At 40.3% G+C, this 18,829-nt stretch carries 19 protein-coding genes and 1 pseudogene; 14 read left to right on the plus strand and 6 right to left on the minus strand.

The annotated features are described in order from the left end of the window. Both J2S11_RS20785 and J2S11_RS20790 read right to left on the minus strand, forming a co-directional pair. On the minus strand, positions 1-187 hold a 187-nt coding region (locus tag J2S11_RS20785; RefSeq protein WP_307397901.1), incomplete at its 3' end, for a hypothetical protein. 206 nt (positions 188-393) lie between these two features. Beyond that, positions 394-729, minus strand: a complete 336-nt coding sequence (locus tag J2S11_RS20790) for an iron-sulfur cluster biosynthesis family protein (protein ID WP_307397903.1) — start codon at positions 727-729, stop codon at positions 394-396. A gap of 208 nt (positions 730-937) precedes the next feature. Between J2S11_RS20790 and thiL the strand changes: the two genes are divergently transcribed. From thiL to J2S11_RS20820, 6 genes are all read left to right on the plus strand, one after another. Beyond that, complete coding sequence (gene thiL / locus J2S11_RS20795) at positions 938-2,056, plus strand: thiamine-phosphate kinase (RefSeq protein ID WP_307397904.1); 1,119 nt, start codon at positions 938-940, stop codon at positions 2,054-2,056. Positions 2,057-2,068: 12 nt separating this feature from the next. Beyond that, complete coding sequence (gene tsaE / locus J2S11_RS20800; protein WP_370875584.1) at positions 2,069-2,536, plus strand: tRNA (adenosine(37)-N6)-threonylcarbamoyltransferase complex ATPase subunit type 1 TsaE; 468 nt, start codon at positions 2,069-2,071, stop codon at positions 2,534-2,536. After that, the gene (gene tsaB, locus J2S11_RS20805; RefSeq protein ID WP_307397908.1) at positions 2,533-3,246 is read left to right on the plus strand and encodes a tRNA (adenosine(37)-N6)-threonylcarbamoyltransferase complex dimerization subunit type 1 TsaB; all 714 of its coding nucleotides are present in this window, start codon (positions 2,533-2,535) and stop codon (positions 3,244-3,246) included. Before tsaE ends, tsaB begins: the two co-directional genes overlap by 4 nt. Then, a complete protein-coding gene (rimI, locus tag J2S11_RS20810) occupies positions 3,225-3,692 on the plus strand; it encodes a ribosomal protein S18-alanine N-acetyltransferase (protein ID WP_307397909.1) in 468 nt (155 codons plus the stop codon). The genes tsaB and rimI overlap by 22 nt, the downstream gene beginning before the upstream one ends. Then, positions 3,689-4,789: a tRNA (adenosine(37)-N6)-threonylcarbamoyltransferase complex transferase subunit TsaD gene (gene tsaD, locus J2S11_RS20815; protein WP_307397911.1), complete on the plus strand. Its 1,101-nt coding sequence runs from the start codon at positions 3,689-3,691 to the stop codon at positions 4,787-4,789. The genes rimI and tsaD overlap by 4 nt, the downstream gene beginning before the upstream one ends. Positions 4,790-5,031: 242 nt before the next feature. Further along, positions 5,032-7,446 carry a hypothetical protein gene (locus tag J2S11_RS20820; protein WP_307397912.1) on the plus strand — a complete coding sequence of 805 codons (2,415 nt, stop codon included), beginning with the start codon at positions 5,032-5,034 and terminating at the stop codon, positions 7,444-7,446. A 181-nt stretch (positions 7,447-7,627) separates the two neighbouring features. Here J2S11_RS20820 and J2S11_RS20825 read toward each other — a convergent pair whose 3' ends face one another. Then, positions 7,628-9,601 carry an ABC-F family ATP-binding cassette domain-containing protein gene (locus tag J2S11_RS20825; protein ID WP_307397914.1) on the minus strand — a complete coding sequence of 658 codons (1,974 nt, stop codon included), beginning with the start codon at positions 9,599-9,601 and terminating at the stop codon, positions 7,628-7,630. A 247-nt stretch (positions 9,602-9,848) separates the two neighbouring features. Between J2S11_RS20825 and moaC the strand changes: the two genes are divergently transcribed. The 7 genes from moaC (at position 9,849) to groL (ending at position 14,840) form a co-directional block, all read left to right on the plus strand. Continuing rightward, a complete protein-coding gene (gene moaC, locus J2S11_RS20830) occupies positions 9,849-10,349 on the plus strand; it encodes a cyclic pyranopterin monophosphate synthase MoaC (RefSeq protein WP_307397916.1) in 501 nt (166 codons plus the stop codon). 4 nt (positions 10,350-10,353) lie between these two features. After that, positions 10,354-10,863 carry a MogA/MoaB family molybdenum cofactor biosynthesis protein gene (locus J2S11_RS20835; RefSeq protein ID WP_307397917.1) on the plus strand — a complete coding sequence of 170 codons (510 nt, stop codon included), beginning with the start codon at positions 10,354-10,356 and terminating at the stop codon, positions 10,861-10,863. Then, complete coding sequence (locus J2S11_RS20840; RefSeq protein ID WP_307397919.1) at positions 10,860-11,519, plus strand: redox-sensing transcriptional repressor Rex; 660 nt, start codon at positions 10,860-10,862, stop codon at positions 11,517-11,519. Before J2S11_RS20835 ends, J2S11_RS20840 begins: the two co-directional genes overlap by 4 nt. A 2-nt stretch (positions 11,520-11,521) precedes the next feature. Beyond that, entirely contained in the window at positions 11,522-11,725 is a 204-nt protein-coding gene (locus tag J2S11_RS20845) for a twin-arginine translocase TatA/TatE family subunit (RefSeq protein WP_307397921.1), read from the plus strand. 104 nt (positions 11,726-11,829) lie between these two features. After that, positions 11,830-12,573: a twin-arginine translocase subunit TatC gene (gene tatC / locus J2S11_RS20850; protein WP_307397923.1), complete on the plus strand. Its 744-nt coding sequence runs from the start codon at positions 11,830-11,832 to the stop codon at positions 12,571-12,573. A gap of 260 nt (positions 12,574-12,833) precedes the next feature. Beyond that, positions 12,834-13,115: a co-chaperone GroES gene (gene groES, locus J2S11_RS20855; protein ID WP_307397925.1), complete on the plus strand. Its 282-nt coding sequence runs from the start codon at positions 12,834-12,836 to the stop codon at positions 13,113-13,115. 84 nt (positions 13,116-13,199) lie between these two features. Then, positions 13,200-14,840 carry a chaperonin GroEL gene (groL, locus tag J2S11_RS20860; RefSeq protein WP_307397927.1) on the plus strand — a complete coding sequence of 547 codons (1,641 nt, stop codon included), beginning with the start codon at positions 13,200-13,202 and terminating at the stop codon, positions 14,838-14,840. A gap of 147 nt (positions 14,841-14,987) precedes the next feature. On the opposite strand, the pseudogene J2S11_RS20865 reads toward groL, so the two are convergent. The 3 genes and pseudogenes from J2S11_RS20865 to J2S11_RS20880 all read right to left on the minus strand — a co-directional run bounded on the left by J2S11_RS20865 (position 14,988) and on the right by J2S11_RS20880 (position 17,690). Further along, a pseudogene (locus J2S11_RS20865) lies at positions 14,988-16,085 on the minus strand (AimR family lysis-lysogeny pheromone receptor). After that, on the minus strand, positions 16,075-16,200 hold the full coding sequence (locus tag J2S11_RS20875) for a hypothetical protein (RefSeq protein ID WP_307397931.1): 126 nt from the start codon (positions 16,198-16,200) through the stop codon (positions 16,075-16,077). Before J2S11_RS20875 ends, J2S11_RS20865 begins: the two are co-directional and overlap by 11 nt. 287 nt (positions 16,201-16,487) lie before the next feature. Beyond that, positions 16,488-17,690 carry an AimR family lysis-lysogeny pheromone receptor gene (locus tag J2S11_RS20880; RefSeq protein ID WP_307397933.1) on the minus strand — a complete coding sequence of 401 codons (1,203 nt, stop codon included), beginning with the start codon at positions 17,688-17,690 and terminating at the stop codon, positions 16,488-16,490. Positions 17,691-18,132: 442 nt separating this feature from the next. On the opposite strand from J2S11_RS20880, the gene J2S11_RS20885 reads away from it, so the two are divergent. Next, positions 18,133-18,732, plus strand: coding sequence for an SGNH/GDSL hydrolase family protein (locus J2S11_RS20885; RefSeq protein WP_307397935.1), 600 nt, complete (start codon positions 18,133-18,135; stop codon positions 18,730-18,732). The last annotated feature ends 97 nt before the right edge of the window (positions 18,733-18,829 follow it).

Consider the following 18,829-nt stretch of genomic DNA (forward strand, 5'->3'; position numbering starts at 1 on the left):
GTTTTTTAATGTCTTTTTGAATATTCCCATCACCCGCTCCATTACTTACATACGGGAAGAGAACCCACAGTGGTCGATCATCCGTGAAGACATCGGAGAATAAGCTAAGTAGGATGCACGTCAAAAATTCCGAATTATCCACGAGTCCGAAGGGCTCGTTTTTTAATGTCTTTTTGAATATTCCCATCACCCGCTCCATTACTTACATACGGGAAGAGAACCCACAGTGGTCGATCATCCGTGAAGACATCGAAGAATAAGCTAAGTAGGATGCACGTCAAAAATTCCGAATTATCCCGAGTCCGAAGGGCTCGTTTTTTAATGTCTTTTTGAATATTCCCATCACCCAAAATGGCATAAATGTAGCGAGTCCAAAAGGACTCGCTTTATTTTTTAACAAAAAGCAGATTGATTAGGAACCCCATCTACATAAAGACTCATTCCACTAGCAAAAATCTCATCAGAACTGTATAGAGTAAAACCAGAGGAGTTATAATCTAAAAAAAGCTCCTCATCGACATAGCGCTGTGTAAAGCGATCTATAAAAAAGGTTAGTTCTTCTACCTGAATCAACGTGTCATTTTTTCTAGCATCATCTACAACCAAATGAATATCCACCGTAGAGCTACATCCACCTGACATAGCCGCATCGACACGAATTCCCTTACCACCATCTATTGTATATTGACGTAGCTGTTCTAATGCAGTAGCTTTCACTTCAATATGCATAGTATTCACTACTCCTTTCTAGTAAAACATCATCTAGCCAGCTTAATCCTATTACTTACTTCCATTGTACCTTATATTACGATATTCACAAAGAACCAAATCCTTGAATGAAAGCTCTGGAGTTGAATGGTGAACATAGCAAGGCTATAATGAGTTAAAAGCTAGAAAAGCAAAAAATAGCAACAGAAGTGATGTGTAGGAGGAAGTCATGGAGAAACGTAACGCTCAGCAAACAGAAAAAGAACAAGAAAAAGAGCAGCCAAGGCTAGACGAGTTCGAGCTGATTCATCAGCTAACCCATGATTTTGTCAATTACCACCAGCATCCAGTTCCTAATGGGGACGATGCAGCTATTTATTTACCAGAGAGCGGTCAGGGTCAAATTCTATGCGTGGATATGATGGTGGAGGATATCCACTTTAAACGAGTAACCATGAGCCCGTTTCATATAGGCTATAAGGCCCTCGCGGCAAATTTGAGTGATATTGCGGCTATGGGAGGAAAACCTCACTCATTTTTAGTTGCATTAGCCATCCCGCCAAGCTGGTCACCTACCGAGCTTAAGGAAATGTACCAGGGAATGAAGAAGCTAGCGGACCAATATAAAGTAGATTTACTCGGTGGAGACACGACCTCAACAAAAGATAAATTAGTATTGAGTATCACGGCAATTGGTCAAGTTAATAAAAATACAACTCTTCTTCGTTCGAACGCAAAAGCAGGGGATGTTGTTTTTGTAACTGGATCTTTAGGAGACGCAGCAGCGGGACTAGATATCCTTTTGCAGGCTAATCAGCGTATTGAGTATGGTACAGCAGAGAAAAATAAAAATAATAAGATAGTTGATAAAGTTTATAAAAATAAGGAACAACTCATTCGAGCCCATCAGCTCCCTGAACCTCATGTTAAACAGGGTCAACTTCTTGCCTCATTAGCCCAGCGTGGTTCCATTGCCCTTAACGATATTAGTGATGGCCTTGCAAGTGAATGCTCTGAAATTGCGTCAAGTAGTAAGGTGAATATAGTGCTGAACAAGGAACGAATCCCGTTAAGTAATGAGCTTATGGCATGGGCAGAAGATCGACAAACAGACTCTCTTAAGTATGCGTTGCATGGCGGAGAGGATTATAAGCTTGTAGGTACGTTTCCAAAGGAGCTTGAAGAAGATATTATAACTACCTTCCATCAAGATAACCTCGGCATTACTATTATTGGACATGTAGAGGAAGGACATGGAGAAGTTTGGATAACGGAGAAGAATCAGCGATCGAGAATCGTCGAAAAAGGCTATAATCATTTCAACGAAACAAATAAATCAAAGAATTAAAGGATGAAAGATATGGACAATCCCCAATTTAAATATATAAGTGAATCTCCAGAGGATACTGCAAGATTAGCTGAACAGCTTGCCCAAGAGTTAAAAGGCGGGGAGGTTATTACACTAACAGGAGATTTAGGAGCGGGTAAAACAAGATTTACTCAGGGCTTAGCCGTAGGATTAGGGATCAAGAAACAAGTAAATAGCCCCACCTTTACTTTAATTAAAGAGTACCATGGAGAAAGCTTAGCCCTTTACCATATGGACGTTTATCGTATAGAGGATGAGTTCGAAGAGCTTGGTTTTGATGAATATTTCTACGGGGACGGAGTAGCCGTTATTGAATGGCCGCAGCAGATCGAAGCTCAGCTTCCACAGCAGAGGCTTGAGATCAATATACTCAAAATAAGTGATAACCAAAGAGAGGTTCAGTTCCATGCGAAGGGATCTTTGTACGAACAATTATTAACCAAGGTGATGAAAAAATGAAGCTATTAGCGATAGATACAGCAAACTGGCCTCTTGGAGTAGCGATTATGGAAGAGGGAAAATTATTAGGTGAAGTCAATACACAAGTAAGTAAAAATCACTCTATTCGACTTATGCCTACTGTGGAGTGGCTATGTGAACAGGTGCAGATACAGCCCAAAGAGTTAGATGGTATAGCTGTTGCTCAAGGTCCAGGCTCTTACACAGGTGTACGAATTGGAGTGACTACAGCAAAAACGCTGGCCTGGAGCTTAAAAATTCCTCTTCTTGGCGTATCCAGTCTACAAATTATAGCTCAGAATAGAGCTAGTTTTCCAGGTCTTATCGTCCCTCTTGTTGATGCACGAAGAGAAAGGGTTTATTGCGGAAAATATCAAAGCAAAGCTTTAGCAGATGGTTTCATTGTTCAAGGGGAGGATCGCCTAGTAGGGATAGAGGACTTATGCCATGAACTAAGCTCTACAGAGGGGCAGATTTTATTTATTGGGGAAGGTGTTCGTGTGTATAGAGAACAGCTCGAGGCAGCCTTAAAGGATAGAGCTATTTTCGCAGCAGAGGTTGAGCATCCTCCACGAGCCAGCCAGCTGGCTCATATCGCCTTTACACAATGGAAGGAAAGCTTGGAAAAGGCCGAGGATATCCATTCCTTTTCTCCAGAATATCTGCAGCTAGCCGAGGCGGAAGCAACATGGCAGAAAAACAATCGATGAATAAGCCCTATTTTCGCTTCATGACGGTCCATGATATTCCCCATGTGATGGAGGTTGAGAACGCTGCGTTTACTGTCCCGTGGAGTGAGGATGCCTTTTATAATGAACTGCTCAATAATCATTTTGCTAAATATATCGTTGCCGTGGATGAAGAACGTATTGTGGGTTATTGTGGAGTGTGGCTCATTGTCGATGAAGCGCATATTACTAATGTAGCTGTCCATCCCGATTATCAAGGGAAGAAAATTGGGAAGCAATTAATGCAAGAAATCATTGAGATATCTAAACACTTAAGTGCCGTTCGGATGACGCTTGAGGTTAGAGTATCCAATCATGCAGCACAAAGACTTTATCAGAGCTTCGGCTTTGAAATCCAAGGCGTCCGCAAGCAGTATTATTCAGACAATAAAGAGGATGCTTACATAATGTGGGTGAATTTATCATGAGACAAAAATCTTATCAAGAAGTGAAACAGCAAACGAATCCAGAAGAGATTCAACAAATAAATCAATCCGATCAATCTTCTCAACAAAAAATCAAACCTTCCATATGTATTTTAGGGATTGAAACGAGCTGTGATGAAACAGCAGTTGCTGTTGTTGAGGATGGAAAAACGATATTATCCAATATTGTAGCTACACAAATGGACGTCCACAAACGCTTTGGGGGCGTTGTCCCTGAAGTTGCTTCAAGAGCCCATGTGGAACAGATGACCATCGTGATAGAGGAGGCATTACAGCAGGCGAATCGTACAATTGAACAGGTGGATGCAATTGCTGTTACGAAAGGACCGGGATTAGTTGGTGCTCTTCTGATAGGTGTTGCTGCGGCAAAGGCACTTTCCTTTGCCCACGGTATTCCACTTATCGGTGTTCATCATATAGCTGGTCATATTTATGCAAATCGGCTAGTTGAAGAGCTAGAGTTTCCATGTCTAGCTTTAGTCGTGTCAGGAGGGCATACTGAAATTATCCTGATGAAGGAGCATGGGAGCTATGAAACATTAGGTGAGACTAGGGATGATGCAGCCGGAGAAGCTTACGACAAGGTAGCCCGGGCTTTAGAGCTTCCCTACCCAGGAGGTCCACATATTGATAAACTAGCTCAGCAGGGGAAAGCGACAATCCCTTTTCCTCGCTCCTGGCTAGAGCCCGATTCTTATGACTTCAGCTTTAGTGGATTGAAGTCAGCGGTGCTTAATCATCTGCACAATACTCGTCAGCGTGGGGAGCAGATAATAAAGGAAGAAGTTGCTGCTAGCTTTCAAGAAAGTGTGGTAGACGTGCTAGTGACCAAAACAATGAAGGCTGCTCAACAGTATGGGGTCAAACAAATCCTACTAGCGGGTGGAGTAGCAGCAAACCAAGGATTACGTAGTCAGTTATCCACAACCTGTCAACAACAGGGCTATCCTTTGATAATCCCTCCTATGTCACTATGTACCGACAATGCAGCAATGATTGCAGCAGCAGGATATATTGAATGGGAAAAAGGAACGCGTGATCAAATGGGTCTTAATGCTTATCCGGGACTTGATTTGTAGCAGTTTTTAGTTCTATACACATACTTATACACACTTTGTTAACAACCTGTGGATAATACATCCTCAGGTTGTTATTTTTGTGGATAAGAACTGAGAGAGTATGAATACTCTTTTCCCAAGGTACACTAAGCTGTGAGTAATCATGTTAGTAATTCTTGTAGCGCCATGTGTAAAATAATCAAATAATAATATATGAAAGCATAGATTGCCCTATAATACGGTGGAAGGAAGGGGAAGAGCGGATGAGTCAACCATTCAAAAGATTATATAGATCATGCAAGCTTTGGAAGGTAACTCTTGCTAATCTAGTTCTTTTAGTTGTGATGGTTCTATTCTCTCCTTATAGCCTTGCTTTAAGTGAATCGCCGATAAATATAGAACTAGTCCAACAGGAAAGCTTTGAGCGGAGCCAGATACACTCTAGCAGTAAAGACAATCACCTCTTACTTATTCTTCTCCCTGGTTTATCCATGGAGAATATGGATTTATTAACTCCTTGGCTTCCAGATAAAATATTAGAACATGGTCAGCTAGGAGCCATGACCCTACGAACAGCTAGTGGTTTAAACAATCAGCATACGTTAGTGACCTTATCGACGGGACAGTATGAAAGGCTTGTAGGGGGGTGGAATGCATTTCATATTAATGAGCAGTTAGAGGATGGATTAACGGCAGGTCAAAGCTACACACAACGGAGTGGAAGGAATCCTATGGGGCCAATTGTCCATCCCTTGCTTTATAAGTGGCAAAATGAATGGGAAGAGGAGCAGAATTACCGACAACAGCCTGAATGGCTTGGAGAGCTCCTCCAAGAGCAAGGAGTTTACACGGTAGCTTTCGGAAACAGTGATATTGGGGAAACGAAAAAAAGGCGGGCTCCTATGCTAGTGATGAATAAAGAAGGGCAAGCACAGGGGCTAGTTTCAAAAGAAATTCTGCAATTCACCCCGTCATTTCCCACAGGATATCGCTCGGATTGGGGAAAGCTTCAGGAAGCCATTGATAGAGTATGGCAGGAGCACTCCTCAACATTTACCGTTGTAGAGCTTGGAGACATAGAAAGAATGAATTCAATGTTTAAGGAAATGGAAAAAAATCATTTTCAAGAAGTGATGCAGCAATGGTGCTTTGAACTGGGACAGTGGCTACAAGCCCTACTGAACAAAGAGGCTATCCAGCCATCTATTATGCTGGTCTCTCCATGGGTTTCTGCAGAAGCACAAGAGGGAGGGCGTTTATTGGCGCCCATTCTTTTTTGGGAGCAAGAGCAGCCCTCAGGTTTATTAACATCAATAACCACGAAACAGACCGGGATTGTGACAAACCTAGATATGGCACCAACTATTTTAGCTAAGTTTAATGTACAAAAACCTTTAGGGATGGTTGGGCAGCCGATAGAATCGATAAGCGCCAAACGGTCATCGGATTCATTAGTTCAATCATTAGAAAAGCTTCAGGAATCAGGAAAGTTAAGTCAACCCTTTGATGCGGGTGAAGAACTACATAGTGAGAAGATATATATAAACGATTGGAAATCTGATCTATCTTATATGTTCACTATCTATGATAAAAGAAGGTCGGTTATTACCACCTTTTTAACGACTGTCATATTAACTCTTCTTGCTTCAACAGCGTACTGGTGGTTCTATCGTTATGCTCATGGAGCAAAAGTATTACAATGGGTGGTAGGAGCAATTTTACTATCTCCTCTGTTTTTCCTGTGGTTTACGCCACTCATTCAATATATGAATGAACATTTGTGGATCAGTATTCTATTTGCTAGCGCTTTATGCACAAGCTTCATCTTATACAGATTACTATCTCCCTCTATATGTATGGCTGCTATTTGCTTGTTGAATGCGACTGCTTTAGGCTGGGATATCGTACAGGGAAGTGAATGGATGAAGCGATCATTCTTAGGCTATGATGCTATAATTGGAGCGCGATTCTACGGTATTGGAAATGAATACGCTGGAATCTTGTTAGGAGCCTCTATTATGGGAGTAACATCCTTATATGCTGGATTGTCTAAAAGGTTGGAAAGAAGGTTAGAGAAAAAGTGGATATACCTCATCCTGACAAGCGTGGGTTATCTCATTCTGTTGTTTCTAGTTGGAGCGCCTTCTTTTGGTACGAATGCTGGGGCAACCTTAGCTTTTCTTATTACCTTCCCCGTCGCACAGCTTCTCCTTTTTCAATATAGAGTCAAACTAAAGCAAATCATGATCATTGGGAGCTGCTTTCTTGGTGGGTTTGTCTTATTTATTTTCATGCATTTACAAGGGGAGCATACTCATGTTAACACTTTGCTCCAAGCTTTGCTACAAGGAGAGTGGGGAATACTCTTTGAGATGATTAACCGCAAATGGAGCATGAATATGAAGCTTATCAAAGTTTCACTATGGGGCAAGGTTTTTGTAACGAGTTTATTTGTCATGCTGTTCTTTTTCTTTAGAGATAGGAAAACAGAAGAAGATAAAGGAGAGCAGGAAATATGGCTGAATGGCTTTCGAGCTATTATTTTGGGAGCTATCTTACTTTTGCTGATTAATGATTCTGGAATTGTGGCTGCCGCTACGACGATGCTCTATGTGACCTTTCCTTTGATTTATTTAAAGCTGAATGAAAAGCTAGAAGGCATGCAGCAAAAAGAGTAATGAAGCAGGAACGAAGTAAAAAGTGCTATAAATCAAAGCAAGAAACGAAGTGAGAAGTGTATCAAGAACTAGAGCTAGCACATGACAAGAACCAGAGCAAAAGAGGAATAGGACTCTCGTTCACTGATGAAACGAGAGTCCTGTATATGCTTGTTTATGCTCTTATCTCGTTCTTTCTGTCTTAATCCTGATTCAATGCGGCCTCAAGCTCTTCCCAATCTGCATAGGTTTTTTCAAGCTTTTGCTTCGCTTCATCTAATTCATCTTGAATAGCCATGACTCGCTCATGATCCTGATAGACCTCAGGGTCACAGAGCTGTTCCTCATGCTGCTGAATCTGCTTTTCCAACGCTTCTATTTCTACCTCAGCCTGCTCAAGCTTACGAGTAAGCTGTCTTTCAAGCTTCTTTCGTTCTTTCGCTTCCTCGTAGGCTTCCTTATCACTTTGCCCCTTGGACGAATCGGTAGAGCCGTCCTTAGAGGAGCTTGCGAAAGAAGAAGGCTGAGAGGCAGCGGCCGCCAGCTCAATTTCCTTCAGTTCTTTTTTCTTCTCTACATAGTAGTTATAATCTCCTAAGTACAGCTTCACACCTGTCGGATTCAGCTCTAAAACTTTGGTAGCGATTCGATTTAGGAAATATCGATCATGGGAAACAAACAGGATCGTTCCAGGGTAATTGACAAGACTCTGCTCTAATACCTCTTTACTATAGATATCTAAGTGGTTGGTAGGCTCATCTAACACAAGAAGATTTGCTTTGATTAGCATAAGTCTGGCTAGCGCTAAGCGCGCTTTTTCCCCACCAGACAGCTCCCTGACGATCTTATTAACATCCTCGCCGGTGAATAGGAATTGACCTAACAGACCTCGAACATCTCGTTCAAGCATATGAGGGTAATCATCCCAAATTTCTTGTAGAACAGACTTAGATGGATTAAGCTGTTGCTGCTCCTGTTCATAAAAAGCAACGGAAACGTTAGTCCCTTTTTGCATCGTTCCTGCTAAGGCCTTCTGCTGACCAAGTATCGTTTTTAATAAAGTAGACTTTCCTATACCGTTAGGACCAACAATGGCAATGGAGTCTTCACGAAACGCCTGAAAGGATATATTTTGAGATAATGGGGCGTAGCCCTCATAACCGATAGCAAGCTCTTCCACCTTTAGCACGTCATTGCCGCTTTGACGATCAATATCGAAGGAGAAGGAGGTTCGTTTCAAATCTCCATCGGGTTGGTCCATTCGCTCCATTCTCTCCAATGCCTTCCGCCTGCTTTGGGCTCTTTTCGTCGTAGAGGCACGGGCTAAATTTCGCTGGACAAAGTCCTCCATTTGGTTAATCTCTTTTTGCTGCTTGCGGAACATTTTCATTTGCTGCTCATAGTTGGCCGCTTTTTGTTCGAGAAAGTGGTCATAATTCCCGTGGTATTTTGTAGCTTTATGCCGTTCAATTTCATAGATTACATTCACTAAGGCGTTTAGAAAATAACGATCATGGGAGACAATCAGTATACCGCCCTGATAGCTTTGCAAATGCTGCTCTAGCCAAGCCATTGTCTCTAAATCTAAATAGTTGGTCGGCTCGTCCAGAATGAGTACATCTGGCTTCTGAAGAAGAAGCTTAGCTAACGCTAGCCTAGTTTTTTGCCCCCCACTTAAAGAAGACACAGGATCATTATAATTTTTATCCGAAAAACCAAAGCCATGGAGCACGTTTCGAATTAAAGCCTCGTACTGGTAGCCATCATTCAGCTTAAATGCTTCACTAATTCTGGCATAGTCCGCCATAATTTTTTCATAAACAGTGGTTTGCTCGATGACCTGTGGATCAGAAAGCTTTTGCTCTAAGTCTCGCAGCTCCTTCTCCTGTTCAATAACCTCACGAAAAACACGCTTCATCTCATCCCAAATGGAAAGCTCTGATTCAAGCCCACTCGTTTGAGAGAGATAGCCGATGGTCGCGTCCTTCGCCTTCATTATCTCACCTTCATTAAAGCTCATTTCTCCAATTAGAATTTTGATTAGGGTAGATTTTCCTGCTCCGTTTACGCCAACGAGCCCCACTCGTTCTCCCTTGCGAATCTCTAGCTGTATATTTGATAAAATGGGGGTTACCCCAAATGATTTAGATATATTATGCGCTTGTAATAGTATCACTAGTTTTCACCTCTGATTTCTCCCTTTAGTGTAACCTAGGTATGTAGTTGCTTCAACTATGATAAGAAAAACTTGGCTTATCGTAAATTCATGGTGAAAGCCTAGTTTCTCTAGCACATTATCTACCTCTAAATGTATTCAGATCGTATAAAATTCACAAATTTATCATTTGTCCTTAAAAGAGGACAAGACATCGTTTGTGAAATCGTGTACAATAATGACAGATCCATTTCAAGGAGGAAATCAGGTGGATTCATTTACACATTTTAATGAGCAGGGCCGAGCCAAAATGGTCGATATCTCAGAAAAAAAACAGACATCTAGATCGGCAGTGGCCGTTACTCAGGTTAAGATGACGAAGCTTGCCTTCGATCAGGTACAGGCTGGTAAGGTGGGTAAAGGAGACGTGTTGGCAGTGGCGCAGGTTGCTGCGATTATGGCGGCCAAACAAACCTCAAACATCGTGCCGATGTGCCATCCGTTATCGTTAACGGGTGTAGATATTCGCTTTGATCTAGAGGCTACCGATCAGGAAGGGCTGATCAAGGTTGAAGCAGAGGTCAAAACAACAGGTAAAACAGGTGTGGAGATGGAAGCGTTAACGGCAGCGTCCGTATGTGCTCTAACGATTTATGACATGTGCAAGGCTATAGATAAAGACATGGTCATTGGACCTACTTATGTAACGTCTAAAACGGGTGGGAAAAGTGGAGACTACCATAGAAATCCAACAAAAGGGGGAGCCTAAGGGAATGTGGAAGGTTGCTTTAATTACAGCAAGTAACAGTGCTTCAAGAGGAGAGAAAGAGGACGACAGTGGCCCGGTTATTCAGGAGCTGATTCAAAGAGAGTTGTCCTGTGAAGTGATGGGATATCGTGTGCTCCCGGATTGTATAGAAACATTAAAGGAAAACATGATTGAGCTCATTGATCGACATAAAGCAGATTTGCTCATTACCATAGGTGGGACTAGTGTAAGTCCCGAGGATGTAACTCCAGAAGCAACCCGTCAAGTGATTGACCGTGCCATTCCTGGAATGGCTGAGGAAATGAGACGTAAAGCACTTGAGTTAACAAGATACGCAATGCTTACTCGTGCTCTTTGTGGAACAAGAGGGAACGCGTTAATTATTAACTTGCCAGGAACTGCTCAGGCAGCGAAATACTGCTTAGAGTCTGTGATGGATCAGTTAGATAACGCCTTATTGATTCTACACGGAAAGAAACGTGAGGTATTAAATTTGGGAGGCGAAAGTGAATGAAACATCAGCCTATTCCCCAAGCAACGGCGAAGAGGCTGCCTTTATACTATCGCTTTTTAGAGAACTTATATAAAACAGGAAAGCAGAGAGTATCTTCGACTGAGCTTAGTGAAGCTGTAAAAGTTGATGCAGCAACTATTCGTAGAGATTTTTCTTGCTTTGGTGCACTAGGGAAAAAGGGCTACGGATACAATGTGAGTTACCTTCTTCAATTTTTTAGGCAGATTTTAAGTCAGGATCATGAAGCAAAGGTGGCCTTAATTGGAGTTGGAAATTTAGGAACGGCTCTGTTAAACTATAACTTTCAGAAGAATAATAATATCAAGATTGACCGAGCTTATGATGTGAACCCGGACAAAATTGGGCAGACTATAAGCGATGTGCAAGTTTACGCTATAGATGATATAACAAAAGGGAGTCTAAATGATTACGAAATCGCTATTCTAACGGTTCCCGCTCCAGTGGCTCAGAAGACAACAGATCAGCTGATTGAAGCAGGTATTCAAGGGATTTTGAATTTTACGCCAGCTAGATTAGATGTTCCAGAGGATATTCGAGTTCATCACATTGATTTATCTGTTGAGCTACAATCCTTATTATACTTTTTGAAGCATTATCCTAATGAAGAAGGGGTCAGCCCTACCGGAGGTGAATAACTATGGGACCAATTGGACCAGTCAGTCTAGTCTTAATTATTTTAGCAGCGTTATTAATTTTCGGACCAAGCAAGCTTCCTGAGCTAGGAAAAGCGTTTGGTAAAACACTTCGCGAGTTCAAGAATGCAACAAACGGCTTAGCGGATGACGACACAAAAAAAGTTGACTCAGATAATGATCAACCGAATGAAACTAAACAAGGCTGATAATAGATCGAATGCCGTCTATTCATAGCTCAGTTTTTACAAGGTACACAGAGGCTATAGATACAACGTGATAATGAAAATTTAGTCGTAAGGAAGGATTATGCATGGCAAAACAAACGCAAATGACCATGTGGGATCATATAGGAGAGCTAAGAAAACGTCTAATCTATGTGTTGATCGTTTTCGTTGTCTCCATGCTAATCGGTTTTTTCTTCGCAGAGGAAGCCGTTTCTTTTTTGAAGGCACAGGTAGCGGACCAGCTAGAATTAGCTGTTTTTTCACCGACGGATGCTTTTAAGGTTTATCTACAATTTGCTATAGCGGTAGCATTGATTATAACCTTACCGTTTGTGCTGTATCATATTTGGGCATTTGTCCGCCCAGGTTTAACAAGTCAAGAGAGAAAGCTGACTCTAAGCTATATTCCAGGTGGAGCTGTACTCTTTTTAATGGGATTATCCTTTGGGTACTTTCTGTTATTTCCCTTTGTCCTAAGCTTTATGACCGGTATTGCGACACAACTCGGGGCAAATGAATTATATGGAATGGCTCAATATTTTGGCTTTTTATTTGCTTTAGTGATTCCCTTCGGATTCATCTTTCAAATGCCTTTGATTATCTTGTTTTTAACTAGCTTAGGGATTATTACACCAATATTTCTACGGAAAATTAGAAAATTTGCTTACTTTGCTCTTTTTGTTCTGGCAGCTGTCATTACACCACCAGAGCTACTTTCCCACTTGCTTGTTACTTTACCGCTAATTCTTCTATATGAGATTAGCATTTGGTTCTCTAGCGTAGCCTATCGCAGAGTTCTGAAAAACAAAGAGCAGGCATATGATCAATAGAAAATGAAAAATAAATCACCTACTCCCTTTCGAGCAAGGTGAATTTTTTTGTAGAAGCATAATTTTTGAGCAAGATAGAGCGTTTTGTCATTTGAACTTAGCGAATGGGCAAAGTTTTTCTAAAAAAAGTCGGTAAAATACTTGCAAATTGATTCACAACTGATTATCATAATAGATGTTAGCACTCAACTTAAGAGAGTGCTAATAAATCCTCAAAATTAAAATTGATTGAAAAAACCATATAAGGAGGGTGTATGACTATGTTAAAGCCATTAGGCGATCGTGTTGTCATTGAAGCAATTGAAAAAGAAGAAACAACAGCTAGCGGGATTGTACTTCCAGATTCAGCGAAGGAAAAGCCGCAAGAGGGTAAAGTTGTTGCTGTAGGTAGCGGACGCTTTGAAAATGGAGAGCGTGTTGCTTTAGAAGTGAAAGAAGGAGATAAAATTATCTTCTCTAAGTACGCTGGCACAGAAGTAAAGGTTGGCAGCAAAGAGCTTCTAGTATTAAGAGAAAGTGACATCCTAGCGATAATTGAATAGTTAGATTGTACCTTACGTTATATGCTTAAACGATATACATGCTAGGGGATAGCCCTACATAGAATTTAAAGGAGGCGAATGACAATGGCTAAAGATATTAAATTTAGTGAATCCGCACGTCGCTCTATGCTTCGTGGTGTGGACGCTTTAGCAGACGCTGTAAAAGTAACATTAGGACCAAAGGGCCGTAATGTTGTATTAGAAAAGAAATTTGGATCTCCATTGATCACAAATGATGGGGTAACAATTGCTAAGGAAATTGAACTAGAAGACGCTTTCGAAAATATGGGAGCTAAGCTAGTTGCAGAAGTAGCAAGCAAAACAAACGATGTTGCCGGTGACGGTACGACAACAGCTACAGTTCTTGCTCAAGCGATTATTCGTGAAGGCTTAAAGAACGTAACAGCTGGTGCTAACCCAATGGCACTTAAAAAAGGAATTGAAAAAGCAGTTCGTGCTGCTGTGGAAGAAATCCAAAACATTTCTAAGCCTGTTCAAGGTAAAGACTCTATCGCTCAGCTAGCGTCTATTTCTTCTGCTGATGAAGAAGTAGGACAATTAATCGCTGAAGCTATGGAGAAAGTAGGAAATGACGGAGTTATTACAATCGAAGAGTCCAAAGGATTCTTAACAGAGCTTGAAGTGGTTGAAGGAATGCAGTTTGACCGTGGATACTCTTCTCCATACATGGTAACAAACACAGATAAAATGGAAGCTGTCCTAGACAATCCATATATCTTAATCACAGATAAAAAGATCACGAACATCCAAGAGGTACTACCTGTTCTTGAGCAAGTTGTTCAACAAGGTAAGCCACTTTTAATCATTGCTGAGGATGTAGAAGGCGAAGCGTTAGCTACATTAGTAGTAAACAAATTACGCGGAACATTCAACGCAGTAGCGGTTAAAGCTCCTGGCTTTGGTGACCGTCGTAAAGCAATGCTAGAGGATATCTCTATCCTAACTGGCGGTGAAGTGATCACTGAAGAGCTAGGATTAGATCTTAAATCTGCAAACATCGGTCAATTAGGTACAGCTAGCAAGGTTGTGGTAACGAAAGAAAACACAACAATTGTTGAAGGTGCTGGAAACTCTGAGCAAATTGCTGCTCGTGTAAACCAAATCCGTGCTCAAATCGAAGACACAACGTCTGAGTTTGATAAAGAAAAGCTACAAGAGCGTTTAGCTAAATTAGCTGGTGGAGTAGCTGTAATCAAGGTTGGTGCTGCTACAGAAACTGAGCTTAAAGAGAAAAAGCTTCGCATTGAAGATGCCCTAAACACTTCTCGCGCTGGTGTAGAAGAAGGAATGGTATCTGGTGGAGGTACAGCTCTTGTTAACGTGATCTCTGCTGTACAAAAAGTAGAGGCTGATGGTGATGTGCAAACAGGTGTGAATATCGTTCTTCGTGCTTTAGAAGAGCCAGTTCGCCAAATCGCACAAAACGCTGGTCTTGAAGGATCTGTTATCGTTGAGCGCTTGAAGAAGGAAGATATCGGAATCGGCTTCAACGCAGCAACGGGTGAGTGGGTAAACATGATGGACGCAGGTATTGTAGACCCTGCTAAAGTTACACGTTCTGCTCTTCAAAACGCTGCTTCCGTATCCGCTATGTTCTTAACAACTGAAGCTGTTATCGCTGATAAGCCAGAGGAAAACGCTGGCGGCGGCATGCCTGATATGGGCGGCATGGGCGGTATGGGTGGAATGGGCGGCATGATGTAGTCATACGCTCACGAAACCTTGATATATAAGGTTTAAGGCTCCTTCGGGAGCCTTTTTTGATAAAAACATTGCATTAAAGTAGGTTTTACTCCATGGTCGGTTAGAGCATAAGTAGTAGAAAAGGTACTAAACATAATAAAACAAAAACTATTTACCAAGGCTCTCTTTGTGATACTTTTCAACGGTATCTCCTCTTTTGGATAAAACATTTAAAGCAGCTTCACTTTCACCAAGTTTGCGAAGTTCATCTAAAGGGAGACGACGATGAAAATAATTATCAAGTTGAATAAAGCAGTCTACCGATCGATAGTGGAAATCAGTATTGTTAGATACAAGTCCTTTATAATACCAATAGAAAGCTAAGTTCCAACCGCTTAGCTTCTCAAGGTTAATTTGATTAAGTCTCTCCTCAGCGACTAAAGGTTTCCCTATTTTAATGTGATAGAAGATATAATTTGAAGTATATGTATTGTACTCATCTAAGTTATGTGGATTTGGAGGTTCTTGTTTTTCCCAGATAGACTCCCAGTATAGTTTAGTAAATGTCGTATTTATTTTATGCTCCTCAAGAGATTTATCATTCTTCTGTTTAGAAAAGTAGATATAGGCTTTCTTAAAGAAGTAGCTAGACATGTGATAGTCGTCCAACATATATGAGTAAGCTAATTGATAATAAGCTCTACCTATTGAAAGTTCGAAGAAGGTATTTTCTTTAATTACCAAATGACTGTACTCTCTTGCTTTATCAGGTTTATTTTGATAGAGATAGATAACACATATCATTAATCTTAAGCGAATTTTAAAGGCTGTTCTAATAAAGCTGCTTTTGATTTTTTTAATCTTTTTTTCTAAATCACGTATATGTAAAGCTAGAGAGTGGTATTCCCGTAACTCGTAATAAAGATACCCCTTAACAATAGACTTAAGAATCTGCATTTCTTACTCTTTGGGTTTAAACATTTCTACTTCATTAAGTCTTTCAAAAGGTTCTACTGTCGATGAGTAGTTGGGATGAAGCAAACGATACATGTTAGCCCACTCTTTGTCTGTAGGGTTTGCTGATTGTGATAATTCTTCTAGGATAATATTAAACAGTTCATGAAGATGGTTCATGGAGCAGTACTCTAAGGAGTAGCGCAAGTTTCTTGATTTCTGAGTAACCATAAAGTCACTCATGATTTCAATCTCTTCGTTCGGGTATAGGAATTTCACTAGTTTTAAGGCAGCTTCAAAATTAGCCCTCATATCCGTGGAGAAACCTTGACATAGATGATTCACTTAAACCAGAGATATGTGATAGCTTGCGTTGATCAATGTTATTCTGCTTTTCAAGAGTCTGAATGGTACGCGCTCGAAGCATATTCTTTCCCCCTTAATTTAACGTTCAGTCTAAATCAAAATAAAAAGCCCAGTTAGGGCTTAGTTTATTCTATAACTTGAATGCACTACATACCTATAATGGCATATTCGTTTGAAGAGTAAATTTATTACTCAGTATCATAGCATTGTAAAGTAGGTTTTTCATTTAGATAAGTAATCTCGCAACTTGGTTTAGATGGCACTGATGTAGAGGAAACACCAGGTCCTCCAGATGGACCAGCAAGAGCTAGTAAACTGCTAGACAAAAAAAGGAATAGGGCCAGCTTGCTAGCTATAATTAGCCTTATAATCTTTGTCAATATAATCTCCCTTTCTTGATAAAAGTTTTAATGCTATTTCATTTTCACCAAGCTTTTGAAGTTCAGCTAAGGGGAGCCTTTGATGAAAGTAATCATCTAGTTTAATAAAGTAGGATACAGAACGATAGTAACAGTCCACATCATTTGTTAAAAGCCCTTTATAATACCAATAGAAGGCAAGTTCCCAATGACTTCGTCCTGTTAAATCAACGTCATCTAGTAGCTGCTTCGCTCGTAATGAATCACCTAAACGAATTAGATAATAAATGTTGTTTAGTTCATATCTGTTGTAATCATTAATATAGTCTGTGCAGTTACTAATGGGTTGATCTAATTTCCAGAATAATTTAAGGAAAGTTAGATTAATCTTAATGTCTTCTATTTCCCTAATGTTCTTCTGAACAGTAAAAAAAGTTAGAGCTTCTTTTAAATACATGATTGATTGGTCGTAATCATCCAACATGTACGAATAGCCTAATTGATTATAGGCTCTCCCCTTTACCTTTTCAAAATAGTTCTGGTTAAGAACTGAAAAACTAAATTCCCTTGCTTTTTCAAGATTATTTGAATAAAGATGAACCACACTCATCAATAATCCAAGACGAACCCTAAAAGTATCTTTAATAAAACTACTTTTAACTTTTCTTATCTTTGCTTCTACGTCTAAAGTATGTAGAACCAGTGCCTGATATTCCCTCAAATCATAGTAAAGATGACCTTTAACAATAGACTTAAGAATCTGCATCTCTAGCTCTTTGGGTTTAAACATTTCTACTTGATGAAGTCTCTCAAGAGGATCAGCTGTAGATGAAAAGCTAGGATGAAGCAAACGGTACATACTAGCCCATTCTTTATCTGTGCGGTTTTCAGATTGGGATAATTCTTCTAGGATGATGTCAAAAGGTGCTTGTAGATGATTCAAGGAGCAGTATTCTAAGGAGAAGCGTAAATTTCTGGATTTTTGAGTAATCATATACTCTGTCATGATCTCTAGCTCTTCTGCTGGGTATAGATATTTCACCATTTTAAAAACAGCCTCGAAGTTAGCCTCCTCAAATCCGTGTAGAAACCTAGAGATGGAAGATTCACTTAATCCAGCAATACGAGATAGCTTACGTTGATCTATGTTGTTCTGCTTTTCAAGAGTTTGGACGATACGCTCTCGAAGCATGTTAATTTCCCCCTTAAGTATAGCATCAAAAGCTTTATTTTTCACTATATTTTGAAATTTTAACCTTTTAATTTCAGGATACAAATATTCCCTCATTGAGTCAACCATATTTGGCGCAAGTTGCTTGTAATTAGTAAATTTGTCGAATTGGGAAAAGAACAAACATAAACACAGAAGTAAATAATTGCAGAGGTTAAGGAGGACAAGTAGAGTGTATACAATTAAGACTAAGCCGATTGCAAGTATAATTTCGGCATGTTATTATTAAACTAGAAATAAGGACGGCGAGCCATGCCGTCCCTAGCACAACACTTGGGTGGGATTACCTCCAAGGAAAAATGATCTGAAGCGTAACCCGTCACCTGGCTGCTAACCTGGGCGGGTTATTTTCGTTTTAAATAAGTAAGAACAGCAAGGAAGAACATTACAAGGAGGGTATAGCATGCAGAAACATTTGGTTGCAATGGGTGATAGCCTAACAGAAGGAATAGGCGATGAAGTGAAAGATGTTCAATTAAAAAGCTGGGTAGCTCATTTTGCAGAATTCCACCAGCCTGCTCTAAAAGTAACAAATCTTGCAAAGAGAGGATTGCTATCTCATCAAATCCGATCTACACAATTAGAAGAGACGCTTAGTCATAATCCAGATATAGTAAGTCTGATTGCTGGAGGAAATGATGTTTTAAAAGATGGGTGGAACCCTGAGCAATACCAAGTTGATATGGAGTTTATGGTGCAGCAATTAACACAACAACGACCAGATGTCGCAATCATGACTAGTACTCTTCCTGACTTCACTTTAAGGCTCCCTTTACCCAGTGAAAAGAAAAAGATAATGAAAGAACAACTTCTTGAAGCAAATGAAATCATTCGTTCAATAGGAGAACGTCATGATCTCTTGCTCATTGACTTTTGGAATCATCCCCTTTCTCAGGAACCAACCGTTTGGTCTCAAGATTTAGTTCATCCAAATTCAGTAGGGTATCAAGAGATAGGTAAGATAGTTTACAAAGAGTATGCTCAATGGCAAGAAAAGAAATAGTATCCTAGTGATTTAAACCATAGAAGCTACAGATCTTTTAAGCTAACGTTTAGGCCCCACTTAAAGTCAGATGCTATTTTATAGCCCAAGAATAATT

Source organism: Bacillus horti, assembly GCF_030813115.1.
GTDB classification, from domain to species: Bacteria; Bacillota; Bacilli; order Caldalkalibacillales; family JCM-10596; genus Bacillus_CH; species Bacillus_CH horti.